Genomic DNA, 17,304 nt, shown 5'->3' with positions numbered 1-17,304 from the left:
GTTAAAATTTTTGAACTGCAATAAAAGATATTTATTCTTTACCTTTTTTTTAACAGGCTTTCAACTGTACATTTCCTTTTGAATGCAACAGTTATCCACTTATTAACAACTGGTTTGGAATGGTGTTTGCGTAAACGGCAATAGAGTTAATTTTACCATTAGCAATAATGAAAGATATAATCAATATGATAAAACCAACCTATTTTTTGCTGCTGATAGCAGTACTCTTTTCTTTTTCAGTATTTGCACAACCCACACATGTTTTTACAGATGCAGAAAGAAAGTTTAAAGACGCAAAAGAATTGTTTATTAAACAGCAGTATGCACTGGCGTATCCCTTACTGGAAGTGGTAAAGAAAGAATATCCTGATGATCAAAAAAGTAATAATGTGTATTTGCATGATGATGTAAATTATTATTACATCGTATGCCGTTTGAAACTGGGGTTGCCCATTGCAGAAGAAGAAGCAAAGCATTACATAGAATGGATAAACAATCAGCCCCGGTTAGAATTAATGAGTTATCATTTAGGTAAATTTTATTTTGTGAAAAATGATTTTACCAATGCTATAAAATATTATGAACAGGCATCGCTCGATAACCTGAGCAATGAAGAAATTGCTGATGCAAAATTTGAAATGGGGTACTGCTATTTTAACCTGAAACGTTTTAAAGATGCCAAACCTTTGTTTAACGAAATTCACCAGCTGCCTGAAAATAAATATTACATTCCTGCCAATTATTATTACGGTTTTATAAGTTATTACGACCGCAGTTATGCAGATGCATTAAAATCGTTTAAGCTGGTAGAAATGAAAGATGAATATAAAAGTGTGGTACCTTACTACATTGCCGAAATCTATTATTTTCAAAATAAAAAGGAGGAGAGTTTACGGTATGGCGAAAGCACTTTAAGCAGGGGAGGTTTGTATTATGATAAAGAAATGAAACAGTTGCTGGGACAGATGTATTTTGAAAGAAAGAATTACGCAAAAGCTCTGCCACTACTGGAATATTATGTAAAAAATACAAAAAAGGTAAGCAAGGAAGATTTGTATGAATTGAGTTATTGTTATTATGAAGCTAAACAATTGAACAAAGCAATTGAGGGCTTTAAACAACTCAGCAATGAGCAGGATTCGTTGGGACAAAATTCGATGTACCTGCTGGGCGATTGTTATTTAAGAACCAATCAAAAAGCAAATGCAAGAACGGCTTTTCAATATTGTGCCAATAACAGCAGTAATAAAAAACAACAGGAAATTTCATTGTTCAATTATGCCAAGTTATCGTACGATCTTGGCTACCCGGATGTAGCCCTGAATGAAATGAGAAATTTTTTAAATAATTATCCCAATTCAATTTCTACCAACGAGGCAAAAGAAATTTTAGTAGGCCTGCTGGCGAATACTAATAATTTTAATGATGCGCTTACTTTATATGAGTCGTTTAGTAAACCAACCGCTGCCATGCAAAATGTTTATCCGCGTATTTTATATGGCCGTGCTATTGAGTATTTTAACGATCAGCAAATAATACAGGCCGATGAATTATTTTCAAAAATATTAAAACTTCCAGCTTCATCTATTACACCGTATGCTAATTTCTGGAAGGGAGAAATTGCTTACCGCATACCTGATTATGATGCAGCCATCCGGTATTTATCTTTTTATTTACAAAGTGGTGCTGTTGCGCAAGGCGAAGCAACACCTGCCACTGCAAAATACGATCTTGGGTATTGCTGGATGAAAAAGGAAAACTACAGGCAATCGCTGGCTAATTTTGAAGCTATAGCCAAATCAGCTATCACAGCCACTCCTGTTGAACAGGATGCTTATGTAAGAAGTGCGGATAATTATTTTATGGTAAAAGATTTTTCCAAAGCCAGCAGCATGTATGATATTGTAATCAGCAAGGGATTGACACAAAGTGATTATGCCCTGTTTCAAAAAGCAATGATTGCGGGTATAAAAAGCGCATCTGGAAAAATTGCCGGTCTAAACAGCTTAATCCGCCTGTATCCGCAAAGCAGCCTGGTACCCGATGCAACAATGGAAGTAGCCAATACTTATATGGCCGATGAAAAATTCACCGAAGCCATTCCTTATTTAAACAAGGTACTAACCTATAATAGTGCAGGCGGATTAAAACCAAAAGCATATTTAAAACTTGGTCTTAGTTATTACAATCTCAATAACAACGAACAAGCCTTGGCTAACTACCAGCAGCTGATACAGCAATACCCTCAGTCGGTTGAGGTAGATGAAGCGCTGGACAACCTTAAAGGCATTTATGTGGAATCCGGAAAACCAAATGAGTACGTTGAACTGATGCGTAAAAATGGTAAAAATATTTCAGCAACAGAGGCCGATGGCATTACTTATTCGGCTGCAGAATTAAAATACAATGGCAACGATTGTGCAGGTGCTATCGCCGGCTTTACCAATTATTTGTCGCAGTTTCCTGTAGGCGCTTCTGTACTGGAAGCCAGCTTTTTTCGCAGTGAATGTTACTCAAAAAATAAAGACTGGAGCAATGCATTGATAGGATATAATTATGTAAGCAGCAAAGGCATCAATAAATATTTTGAAAGGGCTGCGCTGGCAGCCAGCCGCATATATTATTTTGAATTAAAAGATTATCCCAATGCAAAAAAGGCTTTTGAATTGCTTCGTTCAGGTGCCGTCAATCAGGACAATCAGCTGGAAGCCGCAAGGGGCCTGGTTAGATGCGATTACCAGTTAAAGGAATATGACCAGGCAAATGAAGTAGCAAAGGATTTGTTAAAAGGTAAAGGTATTAGTACCGATGATAAATCGGTTGCCTTTTTAGTGTTGGGAAAGTCGCAGCAAAAAAGCAATGATTGCAACGGTGCTATTGCTTCATTCAAATCATGTGCTGCTATCAATAAATCGGCCTGGGGTGCAGAAGCCAGGTATGAAATTGCGAACTGTTTGTTTAGCATTGGTAATTATACAGCTGCAGAAAAAGCGGCACAAGTTGTAATAAAAGAAACCAGCAGTTATGATTACTGGCTTACCAGCAGCTATATTTTATTGGGTGATATTTTTATGCAGCAAAAAGATTTTTTTAATGCAAAAGCAACTTATCAAAGTGTAGCTCAAAATTCTACCCTGCCGGAATTGAAAACAACCGCTCAGCAAAAACTGGATAAAGCGATGGCTGCAGAAAAAGAGTCGTCAAAAGTAAATTAAAACGTCTTTTACTATTACCATTTTTATTAAAGAGCAGCTTAAAATATATACATTACTATGCGTACAAAAAGTATAATAACAGGTTTATTTTGTTTACCGGCAATGGCATGTTTTGCTCAAAGAGATACCACTAAAAAGCAAAGCATTGATATTACTTCCAGCTATAAACCCGTATTGCGCAACGCAGTTAAAATTAATTTTTCGGCTACCAATTTAACCGCAGATACGGTCAGACAGGTTTCACCGTATGCCATTCCAGCACAAAATTTATTTTATACTTATCAGCCAATGACTTTAAAACCGTTGGCTTTAACACAGGATACCAGTCTGGATATGGGTTCCCGTAATTTTTTGAAAGCAGGCTTTGGTAACTATTCAACACCGTACATTAATGCGGGATTTAGTTTTGGCGACGGCAAAGAAAGTTTAGTAAATGTGTATGCTGATTATATTTCATCAAAAGGTAAAATCAAGAACCAGGATTATAGCAAGATGAACCTAAAAGCAAGCGGTAGTTATTTTACAGACAAGGCTGAAGTGTATGGCAGTGCTGGTATTAGTCAGAATGATTACTATTTATACGGCTACGATCATGCGCTGCACAATTACAATAAAAGCGATCTGTTGCAGCGGTTAACAGATGTTAAATTGAAGGGAGGCTTTCGCAACAAAGATGTAAATGAGCAGGATATTAATTACAACCCTAATATAGAGATCAATGTTTTTACTAACCAGAAAAAATTAACCGAAAGTTCTTTGCTGATAGAGGCTCCGGTAGAAAAAAAACTGGGAGATATTTTTTCAGTAAAAGTGGTTGCCAAAGCGGACATAACCAGCTATACCACTCAAAATTACATGCCTGATAATATCAAATTCAGCAATAATATTTTTTCAATTGCACCTGAATTAATTTATACAACACCGGAGTTATCGTTACATGGCGGGTTAACACCTGCCTGGGATAATGGTAAGTTAAGTGTACTACCCAATTTTTACGGCGAGGCACAAATACCTGATAAATCATTTTTGGTGCAGGCTGGTTTTACTGGCCGGTTTATTAAAAACAGTTATCAGAATTTAACCGCTATCAATCCTTACCTGTCGCCGCTAACTTCCCCTCAACTCAATACAACAGAAACTGAATTGTATGGGGGCATCAAGGCATCTGTTGGTAAACATTTTAATTTTAGTGCCAAGGGTGGCGTGCTCAGGTATAAAAACCTGCCTTTCTTTATAAATGATACTGCCATAGGTTCTGATTCCAAATCGTTTAAAGTTAGCAACGAAAGTAAGCTGGCCGACCTGCGTATACATGGCGATTTGAGTTATATAAACCAGGATAAATTTACGATTACCGGCGGACTTACTTTTAATGGCTATACCGGCATGCATGACAATGCGAAGGCCTGGGGCACCATACCATTGCAAATTGATGCATCCCTGCGCTGGTGGGCGTTTAAACAGGTAATGATTAAAAGTGATTTTACTGCATATACCGGATCGGCTTACCTGTTGCCCGGTAATATAAATCAAACCTTAGGCGGCGCAGCCGACCTGAGTGCAGGCGTTGAAGTAACGATTAATAAAAAAATAAGCGCCTGGCTGGATATCAATAATATTTTAAACAATAAATACCAGCGCTGGTATGGGTACGAAGTTTACGGAACCGGCGTGTTGGCTGGGATCATACTTAAGTTTTAATTTTTTTTTGATTAAGAACAGCGCTGGTTTGTTTAACAGTATTTTTTTCAACAGATAAGCACTGCTTATTTCTATAATCGTCTTTTATGGTATATTCCTATCTTTGAACAATACACATTTACCATGGAATACATCATTGCACCAACACTTTTTCTGAATAAAACCTGCCGCTTACCCGGTATTGGTACACTTGCTGTAACCAGCCTTTCAGCTGAGCATGATTTAGTGAACGCACAGATAAAAGCGCCGTTGCCATCTATTGTTTTTTCTGCTTCGCAGGAGGCTGATGAAAATGTATTTAACGAGTTTACTGCATTCAGTGAACTGATAAAAAAAGACATTGATGAAAAAGGAATTGTGACCTTAAAAGGGGTGGGGGACTTTATAAAAAATGGGCAAGGTGCCATTGATTTTATTCCCCGGAAGGTAAACAGTTTTTTTTTACCCACTGTGGCTGCTCAAACCGTAATAAGACAACATACAGAACACGCATTACTGGTAGGCGACAAGGAAACAACCTCTACACAAATGACCGGCTATTTTGACGAAACAGAAATAACTAAAAAAAGTCAGTGGTGGATTTGGGCAATTGTTTTAGGCGTAGTTGGTTTGTCAATAATTGTGCTTTATTTATCGCAGTACGGATTTAATTTATTGGGTAATGTTATAACGCCGTAGGTTATGTAGAACAGGAACTTTCTCTTTTTTTAAATAAAAAAATACAGCAGTAATATAACTTCCGTTTTCATTCACTGATGCTGTCATCAATTTATAAACGCCTCAAACATTTTGGGCCAGCGCTTTCCGGTAATGTATATCTTTTTGGTAGTGCTGTCATAGGCAATACCATTTAGCACATCGGTTCTTTCCGGAACTAACAGGTTTTTAAAATATTGATCCTTTAAGCCGGACAAATCTATTTTGCCCACCACATGTCCGTTTGCAGGGTCAATCTTTACAATAGTATCCGACTGGTATACATTGGCAAATACAAAGCCGTTAATCAATTCAAGTTCGTTAAGGTTATTTACCGGCCCGATATTATCGGTAACCTGGGTGGTGGTTCTTATTTTAAAATTATCGGGGTTTACAAAATATAAATTGGCAGAGCCATCACTGATGATTAATTCGGTTGACGTGTGTGTAATACCCCAGCCTTCATATGGCCAGTTAAATGTTTTTATGGGCCGATCAATATTATTCAGGTCATACACATTTACCACATGGCTTTGCCAGGTAAGCTGGTAAATTTTATCATTAAAAATTGTGATGCCTTCGCCAAAAATTTTATTGGTACCCATCATGTGTTTGTGCTCTACCTTTCCGGTTTTAATATCAGTGATTCTTAGTGAAGAGGTTTCATAATCCCCCGTTCCTTCATATAATTTACCATTATAAATCTCAAGTCCCTGCGTGTAGGCACTTGTATCGTGGGGATAAATACCAATAATATTTAAGTTTATATTTTGTGGTGCGGCAATACCGGTTAAAGGCGTTTCAGTAATGGTTGTTTCTACAGCATTGTTGTTGCTGTTGCAGGCAGTAAGCAGCAATACTGCTGCAAATAGTAAATACTTTGTCATCAAAATTAAATTCGGTTTAAAGGCAAAAATACTAAAGCATAACAGGTTTAATGCCATCATTGTAATAAAAAAATGTAAATATTTTTTGCCGGCAAGCAAATTGTCCTTACTTTTACGGTATCTCTGAAACGGATATTACAAATTACTCCCATTAAATAATACCGTCTGCTGTTTATTCTGAGATTATAAATTCCACCTTTTCTATTGTTCGGCCAATGCCCGTATCTCCAATACCCTTGATCAGTATCATTGTATCCCCATGAGCCAAATTATCTTTTTGCATTTCAAATTTTTGGTTTATGAAATTTTCATCCGTCTTTATTTTATTTTTTATGCTGGAGATGTCTGTTGCGCAGGCACAGCGCAATTGTGGTACCGCCGGGTATATCCAGCAATTAATTACTACTGATCCTTTCATCAAAAATTCTTTTAATAAAGCGGCTGCACAAATAACGGCTGTTTCAAATAATAGTGCGGCCAGAGATATTGTAGCAGATGAAATTATTAACCTTCCCGTAGTAATACATATTTTATACAATACATCCATTCAGAATATAAGCCTTGCCCAGGTACAGTCGCAGCTTACTGTGTTAAACAATGATTACAGTAATTTAAATGCAGATAGAATAAATACCCCTACAGTTTTTGCAACACTGGTTGCTGATACCAGGATCAGGTTTTGTCTGGCTCAGGTTGATCCGCAGGGCAGAAGAACAACAGGCATCATAAGAAAATACACCAAAACAGATTTTTTTTCTCCCGAGGATGCCATGAAATATGCAGCCCAGGGTGGTGATGATGCATGGGACTGTAAACGCTACCTCAACATCTGGGTTTGTAATATGGGTGGAAGGACATTGGGTTACTCTAGCATTCCTGGCGGCCCTGCAGCTACGGATGGTGTAGTGATATCGTATGATGTTTTTGGAACCACTGGCAATGTACGTTCTCCTTACGATAAAGGCCGCACCGCTACCCACGAAACAGGCCACTGGCTTGGGTTGAAACATATCTGGGGCGATGCCATCTGCGGTACTGACGACGTAGACGATACGCCTGTTCAGCAGTATTATAACTATGGCTGCCCTACGTTTCCGCATGTAACCAATTGCTCTCCAAACGGCAACGGCGACATGTATATGAACTTTATGGATTTTACAAACGATGATTGTATGAACCTTTTTACCAAAGGTCAAAAAATAAGAATGAGGGCCTTGTTTGCTGAAAATAATATACGCAATTCATTCCTGCTTTCTTTTGCCTGCGACAGCACCCTGGCCCAGGGCGGGGCTTTACCTGCTATTGATACCACGGTTGCTGTACAACCATTTGCCGGGTTAAAAATATATCCTAATCCGTTGCAGTCAATTGTAACAATTGAATACATCGGTGAATTAAAAGCATCTGTTTTAAAAACAATCAATATTTTTAATGTAACGGGAAATAAAGTTTACAGTGGTACAGTTATTTCAGCAAAAACAAATATTAATACTGCGGGGCTTGCCAAAGGTGTTTATATACTCAGTATCCAGGAAGGAGCTACCAGGATTACAAAAAAACTTATCAAAGAATAAACTATCAACTGCTCATTAACTCAGCAACTTTTTGTGCGGCCATTGGGGCCAGTGCCACGCCCATTCCACCCATCCGGACGCAGCAAAATATATTGTTCTCAATGTGCAGGATTAAGGGAGTTTTTTGCTGACCCATGGCCATGATACCGCTCCATGAATCTGTAACAGTGTAGGTTGTATCCGGTAATAAATGTTCTTGTATAAAATTTTCTAATGCAGCCTGTATTATAGGTGTAGTCTGCATTTCCAGTGTATTCTCCTTATCAAAATCTTTGTTTCTTGCGCCACCCAATAACAAGCGGTTACCTACATTTCTAAAATAATAATAGCCCTGGTCAAAATGAAATGTTCCTTTTAAAAGAAGGTTACTAATAGGAGCCGTAATAAGTACCTGTCCACGGTTTGGTATAATATCGGCTTGTGGCAGCAGTTGTTTTGTAAACGCATTGGTGCAAAGCAATAATTGATTTGCCGTAAAAGGGATATTCGTTTCCGGGCTACCCGCAACAGAAGTGTGTAGTTGTACTCCATTGTAATGGCTTTCATAAGAAGTTACTTCAATATTGGTTAATACCTGCACACCTAAGCCCTGTACTTTTTGTAACAGAGCCTGCACTAATTTACCGGAATGTATACCTGCTTCCAGCTTGTTTTCTATCAGATGATCAAAGCCCTTCAATCCAAATGCGCCGATTTTTTCATCGGCTATTTTAAATAAATTTTCATCGCCGGTAATTTTTTGTAAACCCTTATTTAGCCAGTTAAGTTTGTCGGTACATTCGGTCCAGTCTGCAGATTGTTTTGAAAAGCATTCATACCCGCCGCACGCATCATAGTCAATTGCGTCATCGGTAAAATTTTTTCTTATTTGCTGCAAACCCTGGTACCGCATTTCTACCAGTTGCCACATATTATCTTCGCCCATTGTTGCCACATCAGCCACTAACTCGCCGGGGCTGCCAAAGCAACTGAAGCCTGCGTTGCGGGTGCTTGCACCTGTAGGAATAAAGCCTCTTTCAAGAATTGTAATTTTATATCCAGGTTTTTTTAATTTTAGATGCAACGCACTCCACAAACCTACAAAACCGCTGCCCACGATAATTACATCCTGTGGTGCAAAAAAACTTTCTTTCTCCCAAAACGATATTTGTGCCATGCTATTGAAATTGTTAAAAGGGATAAAGATAAAAACTAAATAAGCATATTAACCCTTACTGTGCTAATTTTATCTTACTAATCAAAATATTATATGAAAAAAATCATTACTTCAATTATTACCATAGCGCTTTTTACTGCAACCACACAGGCTCAGGGTTTAAAAGGCCTGTTGAATAAAGTAACAAAAAAAGACAGCACTTCCGGTAAAAGTATTCTGGATAATATTAATCCGGGTAATGGTTCTTCCAGCCTGGGAAAAGGTTTAAGCAACGATGATATTATTGCCGGATTAAAAGAAGCTTTAAGGGTTGGTACAGACAGCAGCAGTAAAAAATTAAGTAAGGCAAATGGTTTTTTTGGTGATGCTGCTATTAAAATTTTAATGCCTCCCGAAGCACAACAGGCAGAAAAAACACTGCGCAATGTGGGCTTGGGAAGCATGGTAGATAAGGCTGTTTTATCCATGAACAGGGCAGCAGAAGATGCTGCCAGTGGAGTTGGAAATATTTTTTTCAATGCCATAAAACAAATGAGTGTTACTGATGGATTGCAGATTTTAAAGGGAGGCGATTTTGCAGCTACCGACTATTTAAGAAAAACAACCACCATGGAACTAACCGAAAAATTTAGACCGGTAATTGAAGCCAGCCTTGTTAAAGTAGATGCCACCAAATACTGGAAAGATGTATTTACCAACTATAACAGGTTTTCTGCAAAAAAAGTTAATCCCGACCTTACTGCTTACGTTACTGAAAAAGCCTTAAGTGGATTATTTTTAAACATAAGTTTAGAAGAACAAAAAATAAGAAAAGACCCTGCGGCACAAGTTACCGGTATTTTAAAATCAGTTTTTGGAAGTAAATAATTATTTTAAATAATATAGATACTTAAGAGCATTACAAAAAGGTAATGCTTTTTTTGTGCGGTTTAAGTAAATGCGTTGGCAGGTTAAATCCCCACAATACATCATCATCTTTTATTTAATTTTTAACCGATATTTTTGCAGATAAATACACATCATTTGAGCACGCCTGTTTTTTTAATAACACCCCCATTTACCCAGTTAAATACGCCTTATCCCGCTACTGCGTATCTGAAAGGTTTTTTAAATACAAAACACATCGGTTCATTCCAGGCTGATCTTGGTATTGAAGTAACCCTTGCTATTTTCAGTAAACAGGGACTTATCCATTTATTTGAATCCATCAAAAAGTCAGGAAAAGACTGGTCTGATAATGCCGGCAGGATAATTATTTTACAAAAGGATTATATCAATACCATTGATGCGGTTATTTTATTTCTGCAGGGAAAAAATCCAACCCTGGCACACCAGATTAGCAAGAGGGATTTTTTGCCGGAAGCCAGTCGCTTTGCGCAACTTGATGATTTAAAATGGGCTTTTGGAAGCATGGGCACACAGGATAAAGCAAAGCACCTTGCAACCATGTACCTGGAAGATTTGAGTGATATGATAACGGAATGTGTAGATACACATTTTGGGTTTAGCAGGTATGCGGAAAAACTCGGGAGAAGTGCAAACAGCTTTGATGAATTGTATTCAGCACTGCAGGCCGAGCACACTTATATTGATACCATACTGACTGATATTCTGAAAAAAAGAATGGATGCAATTGAACCTGCGCTGGTAGCCATTTCTGTACCATTCCCTGGTAATTTATATACTTCGCTTCGTTGCGGGCAATTTATTAAAAAGCATTACCCAGGCGTAAAAGTAGCGATGGGCGGAGGTTTTGCCAATACGGAGCTGCGTTCATTATCAGACGCACGCGTATTTGAATTTTATGATTTTATAACGTTGGATGATGGCGAAGCACCGCTGGAAAATTTATTATTGCACCTGGACGGTAAAATAAACATTGAACAGCTTAAACGAACTTTTACATTGGTAAATGGCCGGGTTAACTACATCAATAACGCGGCTTGTACAGATTATAAACAAGGACAGGTAGGCACGCCTGACTACAGTGATTTGTTCTTAGATGAATATATTTCTGCCATTGAAGTGATTAACCCTATGCACAGTTTATGGAGCGATGGCCGCTGGAACAAACTCACCATGGCACATGGTTGCTATTGGGGCAAATGCACTTTCTGCGATATTTCGTTAGATTATATAAAATTGTACGAACCCATTGCAGCAAAACTACTTTGCGACAGGATGGAAACAATCATTGCGCAAACCGGGCAAAATGGTTTTCACTTTGTAGATGAAGCTGCACCGCCGGCTTTAATGCGTGCCCTGGCCATTGAAATTATAAAAAGGAAATTAACAGCAAGCTGGTGGACGAATATAAGGTTTGAAAAAAGTTTTACAAGAGACCTGTGCCTGTTGCTAAAAGCATCGGGTTGCATTGCGGTGTCCGGCGGCCTGGAAGTAGCATCTGACCGTTTGCTCGAGCTGATACAAAAAGGAATTACGGTAGCACAGGTGGCAAGGGTTAATAAAAATTTTTCTGATGCAGGTATTATGGTACACGCTTACCTGATGTATGGTTTTCCAACGCAAACAGCCCAGGAAACAATTGACTCACTGGAAATGGTAAGGCAGTTGTTTGAAGCGGGTATTCTGCAGTCTGCCTTTTGGCACCAGTTTACCATGACGGCACATAGCCCTGTGGGGCTGAATCCACAAAAATATAAAGTAAAAAAAGTAAGCGATGCCATCGGCAGTTTTGCCAACAACGATATTGAGCATACAGATCCCACGGGAGCTGATCATCCAACATATAGTTTTGGATTAAAAAAATCGTTGCTCAATTACATGCACGGTACCTGCTTTGATTATCCCCTGCAAAAATGGTTTGATTTTAAGATACCTAAAACAACGGTAGCGCCAGACTATATTGTAAATGCGCTGGAACAGGTGGAAACCAGTGCAACAAAGCCTGCTTCAAAAATTATATGGCTTGGACACAAGCCTGCGGTTGTACATTTTATCAAATCAAAAAAGGGTAATCACTGGCCAATGGCTGAACTGATTTTTCAAAATAAAAAAGAAACCACCAGCATAAAAGTAAGCGAACAACAGGGAAACTGGCTGGCAGGTATGCTGGAAAAATTATCTGTTGATAACAGCAAAATTTATACACAACAGGAAGTGAAAGAAAGCTATGAAGCCCACTCCCTGGAGGACTTTGAGCTTTTTTGGGATAACAAACCCGTGAACAGTTTATACCGTTTTGGATTGCTGCAACTGTGATTGGAAGGCAGGTTTAAAGTCACCAATAATTTATCAGAAGTAAATATCGACCAGTACAAAGAATAACTAATTTGTAAAAATAGGTAGTGGTAAAGTGGATGGCAGTAAACGGTCAATAGGTATTTGCACCATACTTTGAGAAACTGATCTATAAATATGAACAACTTACTTCAACAAATTACAATGCAGGAAGCAACATGTGATAGTTTGCAATGAAAGATACCGGAAATCCGCATGCGGCAAAACCCATTGTACGGTTTAACGATGTGGAGGGAAAATTAATGTAATTCTTCCCGATCAACTTTACTATTAATTCATATTCTTAATTTGCAGCTTCTTCATAGCCAACATCTACCAACAAATGTTTTCCATCCGCAGCAGCCGTAGCAAGTTCATCGCAACGGTTGTTGAAAGGATTATTGGCATGACCCTTTACCCAAACAAAATTGACGGTAAATTTTTTGGACAGTTCATAATAATTTTTCCACAGATCTTTATTTTTTTTGCCTCCTTTAAAATCTGTTTTTATCCAGGTTTTTAGCCATCCTTTTTCAACAGAATTTACCACGTACTGACTATCAGAAAAAACAGTCACGGGCAGTTCATTTTTTTTAATGGCTTCCAGCCCGGCAATTACTGCCAGCAGTTCCATGCGGTTGTTGGTAGTACGGCGAAAACCCTGCGACAATTCCTTTCGGTGATCACCAAACAATAAAAGAGCACCATACCCTCCAGGGCCGGGATTGCCCCGGGAGGAGCCATCTGTATAAAGTTGAATTTTATTCTGCATCAATAATATTAAAAATTTGTAAACAATAAATTACACCTGTAGCAAAAGGTAGCGGCCTGTTCCAGTAATTTCTGTACTGTTCATCCTTCAGCAACATACTGCTGCATATAACTAAACGGTTCATTTAATAAACCATCTTTAATAATCGTGGCTTTATCAATGGTTTCGTTGCCACCTTTTCGTACGCCATCCAATACAAATTTTATTAGCTGTTCGCCAAAATAACGGCTGGCATCCCTGGGCAATTCGTTGGGCAAATTGCCCACTGCCATTACATCTACGGAGTTAGTTGCATAAGGCAACGTGCGTTTAAACGTATTTTTATCCACACCATAAACCGGGTTTTCAATCGTGCTGTCGCCCAAATTGCAGGGTATAGATCCATGTATATCATCGGTAATGTCGGCAATGGTTGTGATGTTGAAATTCTCTTTTGCCATCTCTTCCAGTTCAAACAGCCGGGGGATATCTTTATTCCAGTAAATACCATTTAATAAAATATTAGTTTCGCCCACGTAGTTGATAAATTTACACCGGTACTGTTTTGGCTGAAGGTGAAAATCATCGCGATTGTATAGGCCGGTTTGATGGTGAGCATAAAGATCAGCTCCTTTTAAATGAACATATACCGGGTAGGTAAATTTTTTTTGCAGGTATTCATCTGTTTCCACCTCGTGTATACCCAGCAGGTTCATAATTTCAAGTACACCATGTGCCACACGTCCGCTGCCCGTTACCGCTATTTTTATTACGGGTACTTTTAATCCAAAATAAGTATGTATCAGTTTTTGAAAACTGTTTACTGTACTAACCCTTTGCAATTGAAACAGGCCGGTGCGGTTACCATAGGCCATCATACCATTGTGCGCCCCCACAATGCCCGCAAAAAAACCAAAGCCGATTATCCTTGTGCCATCTTCATGTTCCAGGCATTCATAATCAATCAATGTAATTTTTTTTGCAGCAATCGCCTCTATCATTGCCTGGTTGTAAGGTTGCAGCTTTTTGGTATGCGAAAAAAAGAAGTAGGTTTTTTTATCTATCAGCATATTCACCGGCACTTCCTTAATGCCCATTAGTATATCGAAATCGCTCATATCTTCCTGCACCGTTATGCCTGCCAGTTGATATTCTTTATCGCTATAGCAGCGGCTGCTGCTGTGCTGAACGGTTACCCGTATATCATTAAAATTTTTGTGCAGCCACTTGCATTGCGCCGGTGTAAGGGCTACCCGGCTGTCGCAAGGAATTTTACCTTCTCTTATTAAACCTATTTTTAACATGCAGTAGTTTTAAAACGGCAAGTTATTGTTTATACTGATACACTTTCATCAATTGAAGCTGTTTGCAAAATTCAATTACTTATAATTTGGAATTTGATATTTGTAAGTTGACATTTGCTGTATGAATTATTTTGAATTATTTGATCTGCCGGTAAGTCTGAATGTTGACAAAAGCAAGTTGGCAAAAAAGTATTTTGAATTACAAAAAAAATACCATCCCGATTATTTTACACAGGCAACGGAAGCTGAACAGGAAGAAGCGCTGGAAAAATCTTCTGCCGTTAACAAGGCATTAAAAATTTTGAAGGATAAAGACAGCACTATAAAATATCTATTGCAATTAAAAGGGCTGCTGGAAGAGGAAGAAAAATATCTGTTACCACCTGATTTTTTAATGGAAGTAATGGAGCTGAATGAAGAGCTTACGGCTGAGTCAGCCACGGCGATTAATGACTTTGAAAAAGATATTTATTCCGGTGTTCAATCCATTATTGAACAGTATGATGCTGCTGCAATTACCACCGCCGAATTACTAAAAGTAAAGGAATATTATTTTAAGAAAAAATACTTGCAACGTATTTTGGACAGATTGGATGATTAACGTAATATTGCAGCCCGTTAAACAAATGCCCATGTGGCGGAATTGGTAGACGCAGCAGACTCAAAATCTGCCATTCGCAAGGGTGTGAAGGTTCGATTCCTTTCGTGGGCACTCAACCTCCTTTTTAGGAGGTTTTTTTATGCCTGAAAACGTAGCACTGGCAAGCCTTTCAACTATTTCACTTTCCTTTTATTTCCTTTGATTATACATTGATTTCTCATTTCTTGTACCTTATTTGAACCTTGAGGTACATTTATTCAATAATATTTCATACCTTAGGGAAAAGAAAATCAAACCAAAGTCAAATGAGTGTAACATTAAGAAAGCGAAAAAATGCAAATGGCACCACTTCTTTAAGGTTAGATATTTATAAAGATGGCAAGCACACGATTGAAACATTAAAGCACCTGCAACTTGCAAAGCCTTCAAACCTAAGTGACAGAGAGAGCAACAAAGAACTACTTCAGCAGGGCGAAGCCATAAGGTTAACCAGGGCCATTGAACTTGAGGGCAACAATTACAACATGGATAGTGATGCTGCAAAAAAGACGATCATTACTGTTTGGATGCAAACTTACGTAGATGCCTACACGAAAAAAGACAAACGAAACATGCAGGGTGTTTTAAATAGGTTTTCTGCTTTCCTTGTCTTGGAAAAAAAATCCGGGTTAACCTTTGGAAACCTGACAGCCTTATTGATTGAGGACTTTATAGATTACCTGCAATCAAAGAGCACCGGCGAAGGTGCGAAGTCATACTTCAACCGGTTTAAAAAGATGATTAAAAACGCATACCGGAAACGTTTTTTAAAATCAAACATTTTGGATGAGGTTGAACGAAAGGCCAAAGGCAAGGCAAACAAAAAGGATATTTTGACTCTTGCTGAGATAGCAACCTTAGCCGCAACACTTACAGAAAGCAGCGAAGTGAAACGGGCTGCCTTGTTCAGCACTGTTACCGGACTTGCATGGGTTGATATAAAACAGTTGAAGTGGGATAAAATAAAATTTGATAGTAGCCAGTTGGAAATTGTTAGATCAAAACTAAAAGACGAAAACAATTCCTATACTATACCATTAAATAAAACTGCAATCAAGTTATTAGGTGAAGCAGGATTGCCGGGAGGGAAAGTGTTTAACCTTCCAACGGCAAACGGGGCAAACAAAACACTTAAAGCGTGGGTTGAAAGAGCAAAGATCAAAAAAAAGATTACTTGGCACAATCTAAGGCACAGCTATGGGACAAACCTAATCTTCAATGACGTTGATATACTAACCACTTCAAAATTATTGATGCATTCAAGCACTGCACAGACAATGCGCTATGTCCAAGCAGCCGAGGAAATGAAACAGAAGGGAACAGATAAACTAAATTTTGATTTGTAAATCCAAACAGTAAGATGGCACAACTAAGCACAGAAGGAGAATTTAATTTTTATAATGAGCTACTGAATACGACTATGGAAGAAATTTCAGAGATAAGGCACAAACACCCTTATAACGATGGCGAAATTATTATTAGCCCCAATAAACATTTTCGATTAATGCAATACCTAAAATTATTTGAGGCAGAAATTGATGATAATTTAGGCTTGTACGATTCGAACAAAATGAAAAATGAACGGGTTGAACGTTACCTAAATAAGGCCCATGAATATGCTCAAAAATTTAATGCGGAATTACAACAATATTTAATAAACGAACCTAAGGATTATTGGCCTTTGCCTAACGCAAACCTTAATTTGTCTTTCGTAAATACTGTCATTGCTAAATTATTGTCATTGAAAAAGGCAATAAAGTTTAAAAAGTCTGAAAGACCTGAAGTGGAATCCTTAGCCTTTATTACCGCTAATAAACAACGAGTGTTTTCTGATTATGAAAAAACCCTACAAGCTAATGTCAACCAGTGGATATTAGGTAAGGACAAATATACATGCGCAGTGTTTTGCATTTTTCTTTCTGATAGCGATTTTTTTAAGGATAACAAGCTGGATAATTTAAAGTCTTTTGCTGAAAGTAGGTATGGACATAATTTTGATGCGGCAATAAAAAAAATGAGAGAAAATAGGAGTAAATCAGAATTAAGTAAAAGAGTTACTAAATTGAAAAGAATAGTTTTTAAGACGCCTTATGGCAAGGTCTGAGCGCCTCGGCGGGCGCCTTCAAATAAAATAGCATCT

General features: G+C 38.1%; 13 protein-coding genes and 1 tRNA gene. 10 read left to right on the top strand and 4 right to left on the bottom strand.

Annotation, left to right across the window (positions count from 1 at the left end):
- Positions 1-167 precede the first annotated feature (167 nt).
- From H7254_RS14755 to H7254_RS14745, 3 genes are all read left to right on the top strand, one after another.
- Positions 168-3,215 (top strand): tetratricopeptide repeat protein, encoded by a 3,048-nt coding sequence (locus H7254_RS14755; RefSeq protein ID WP_301933685.1) that lies wholly within the window; start codon positions 168-170, stop codon positions 3,213-3,215.
- 57 nt (positions 3,216-3,272) lie between these two features.
- Complete coding sequence (locus tag H7254_RS14750) at positions 3,273-4,916, top strand: hypothetical protein (protein WP_301933684.1); 1,644 nt, start codon at positions 3,273-3,275, stop codon at positions 4,914-4,916.
- Positions 4,917-5,039: 123 nt separating this feature from the next.
- Positions 5,040-5,594: a hypothetical protein gene (locus H7254_RS14745; protein WP_301933683.1), complete on the top strand. Its 555-nt coding sequence runs from the start codon at positions 5,040-5,042 to the stop codon at positions 5,592-5,594.
- A gap of 86 nt (positions 5,595-5,680) precedes the next feature.
- Here the strand turns inward: H7254_RS14745 and H7254_RS14740 are convergent, their stop codons facing one another.
- Positions 5,681-6,499: a glutaminyl-peptide cyclotransferase gene (locus H7254_RS14740; RefSeq protein ID WP_301933682.1), complete on the bottom strand. Its 819-nt coding sequence runs from the start codon at positions 6,497-6,499 to the stop codon at positions 5,681-5,683.
- 299 nt (positions 6,500-6,798) lie between these two features.
- Between H7254_RS14740 and H7254_RS14735 the strand changes: the two genes are divergently transcribed.
- Positions 6,799-8,073 carry a T9SS type A sorting domain-containing protein gene (locus tag H7254_RS14735; protein ID WP_301933681.1) on the top strand — a complete coding sequence of 425 codons (1,275 nt, stop codon included), beginning with the start codon at positions 6,799-6,801 and terminating at the stop codon, positions 8,071-8,073.
- 4 nt (positions 8,074-8,077) lie between these two features.
- On the opposite strand, the gene H7254_RS14730 is transcribed toward H7254_RS14735, so the two are convergent.
- The gene (locus H7254_RS14730) at positions 8,078-9,229 is read right to left on the bottom strand and encodes an FAD-binding oxidoreductase (protein WP_301933680.1); all 1,152 of its coding nucleotides are present in this window, start codon (positions 9,227-9,229) and stop codon (positions 8,078-8,080) included.
- 93 nt (positions 9,230-9,322) lie between these two features.
- Here H7254_RS14730 and H7254_RS14725 point away from each other — a divergent pair, with 93 nt between their 5' ends.
- Positions 9,323-10,096 (top strand): DUF4197 domain-containing protein, encoded by a 774-nt coding sequence (locus H7254_RS14725; protein ID WP_301933679.1) that lies wholly within the window; start codon positions 9,323-9,325, stop codon positions 10,094-10,096.
- A gap of 135 nt (positions 10,097-10,231) precedes the next feature.
- Positions 10,232-12,451 (top strand): radical SAM protein, encoded by a 2,220-nt coding sequence (locus tag H7254_RS14720; protein WP_301933678.1) that lies wholly within the window; start codon positions 10,232-10,234, stop codon positions 12,449-12,451.
- Between the two features lie 322 nt (positions 12,452-12,773).
- Here H7254_RS14720 and rnhA read toward each other — a convergent pair whose 3' ends face one another.
- A complete protein-coding gene (rnhA, locus tag H7254_RS14715; protein ID WP_301924218.1) occupies positions 12,774-13,241 on the bottom strand; it encodes a ribonuclease HI in 468 nt (155 codons plus the stop codon).
- An 80-nt stretch (positions 13,242-13,321) separates the two neighbouring features.
- Positions 13,322-14,524, bottom strand: coding sequence for an NAD(P)-dependent oxidoreductase (locus tag H7254_RS14710; RefSeq protein WP_301933677.1), 1,203 nt, complete (start codon positions 14,522-14,524; stop codon positions 13,322-13,324).
- A gap of 121 nt (positions 14,525-14,645) precedes the next feature.
- Here H7254_RS14710 and hscB point away from each other — a divergent pair, with 121 nt between their 5' ends.
- The 4 genes from hscB (at position 14,646) to H7254_RS14690 (ending at position 17,268) form a co-directional block, all read left to right on the top strand.
- Complete coding sequence (gene hscB, locus H7254_RS14705; protein WP_301933676.1) at positions 14,646-15,125, top strand: Fe-S protein assembly co-chaperone HscB; 480 nt, start codon at positions 14,646-14,648, stop codon at positions 15,123-15,125.
- Between the two features lie 27 nt (positions 15,126-15,152).
- Positions 15,153-15,236: transfer RNA gene (locus tag H7254_RS14700), tRNA-Leu, on the top strand.
- A 194-nt stretch (positions 15,237-15,430) separates the two neighbouring features.
- On the top strand, positions 15,431-16,510 hold the full coding sequence (locus H7254_RS14695) for a site-specific integrase (RefSeq protein WP_301933675.1): 1,080 nt from the start codon (positions 15,431-15,433) through the stop codon (positions 16,508-16,510).
- 14 nt (positions 16,511-16,524) lie between these two features.
- Positions 16,525-17,268, top strand: a complete 744-nt coding sequence (locus H7254_RS14690) for a hypothetical protein (protein WP_301933674.1) — start codon at positions 16,525-16,527, stop codon at positions 17,266-17,268.
- Positions 17,269-17,304 lie beyond the last annotated feature (36 nt).

The sequence above is a fragment of the Ferruginibacter sp. genome (assembly GCF_014377975.1).
Taxonomy (GTDB): Bacteria; Bacteroidota; Bacteroidia; order Chitinophagales; family Chitinophagaceae; genus Ferruginibacter.
The sequence above is the reverse complement of the archived record's forward strand: the minus strand, read 5'-3'. Positions and strand labels throughout refer to the sequence as shown.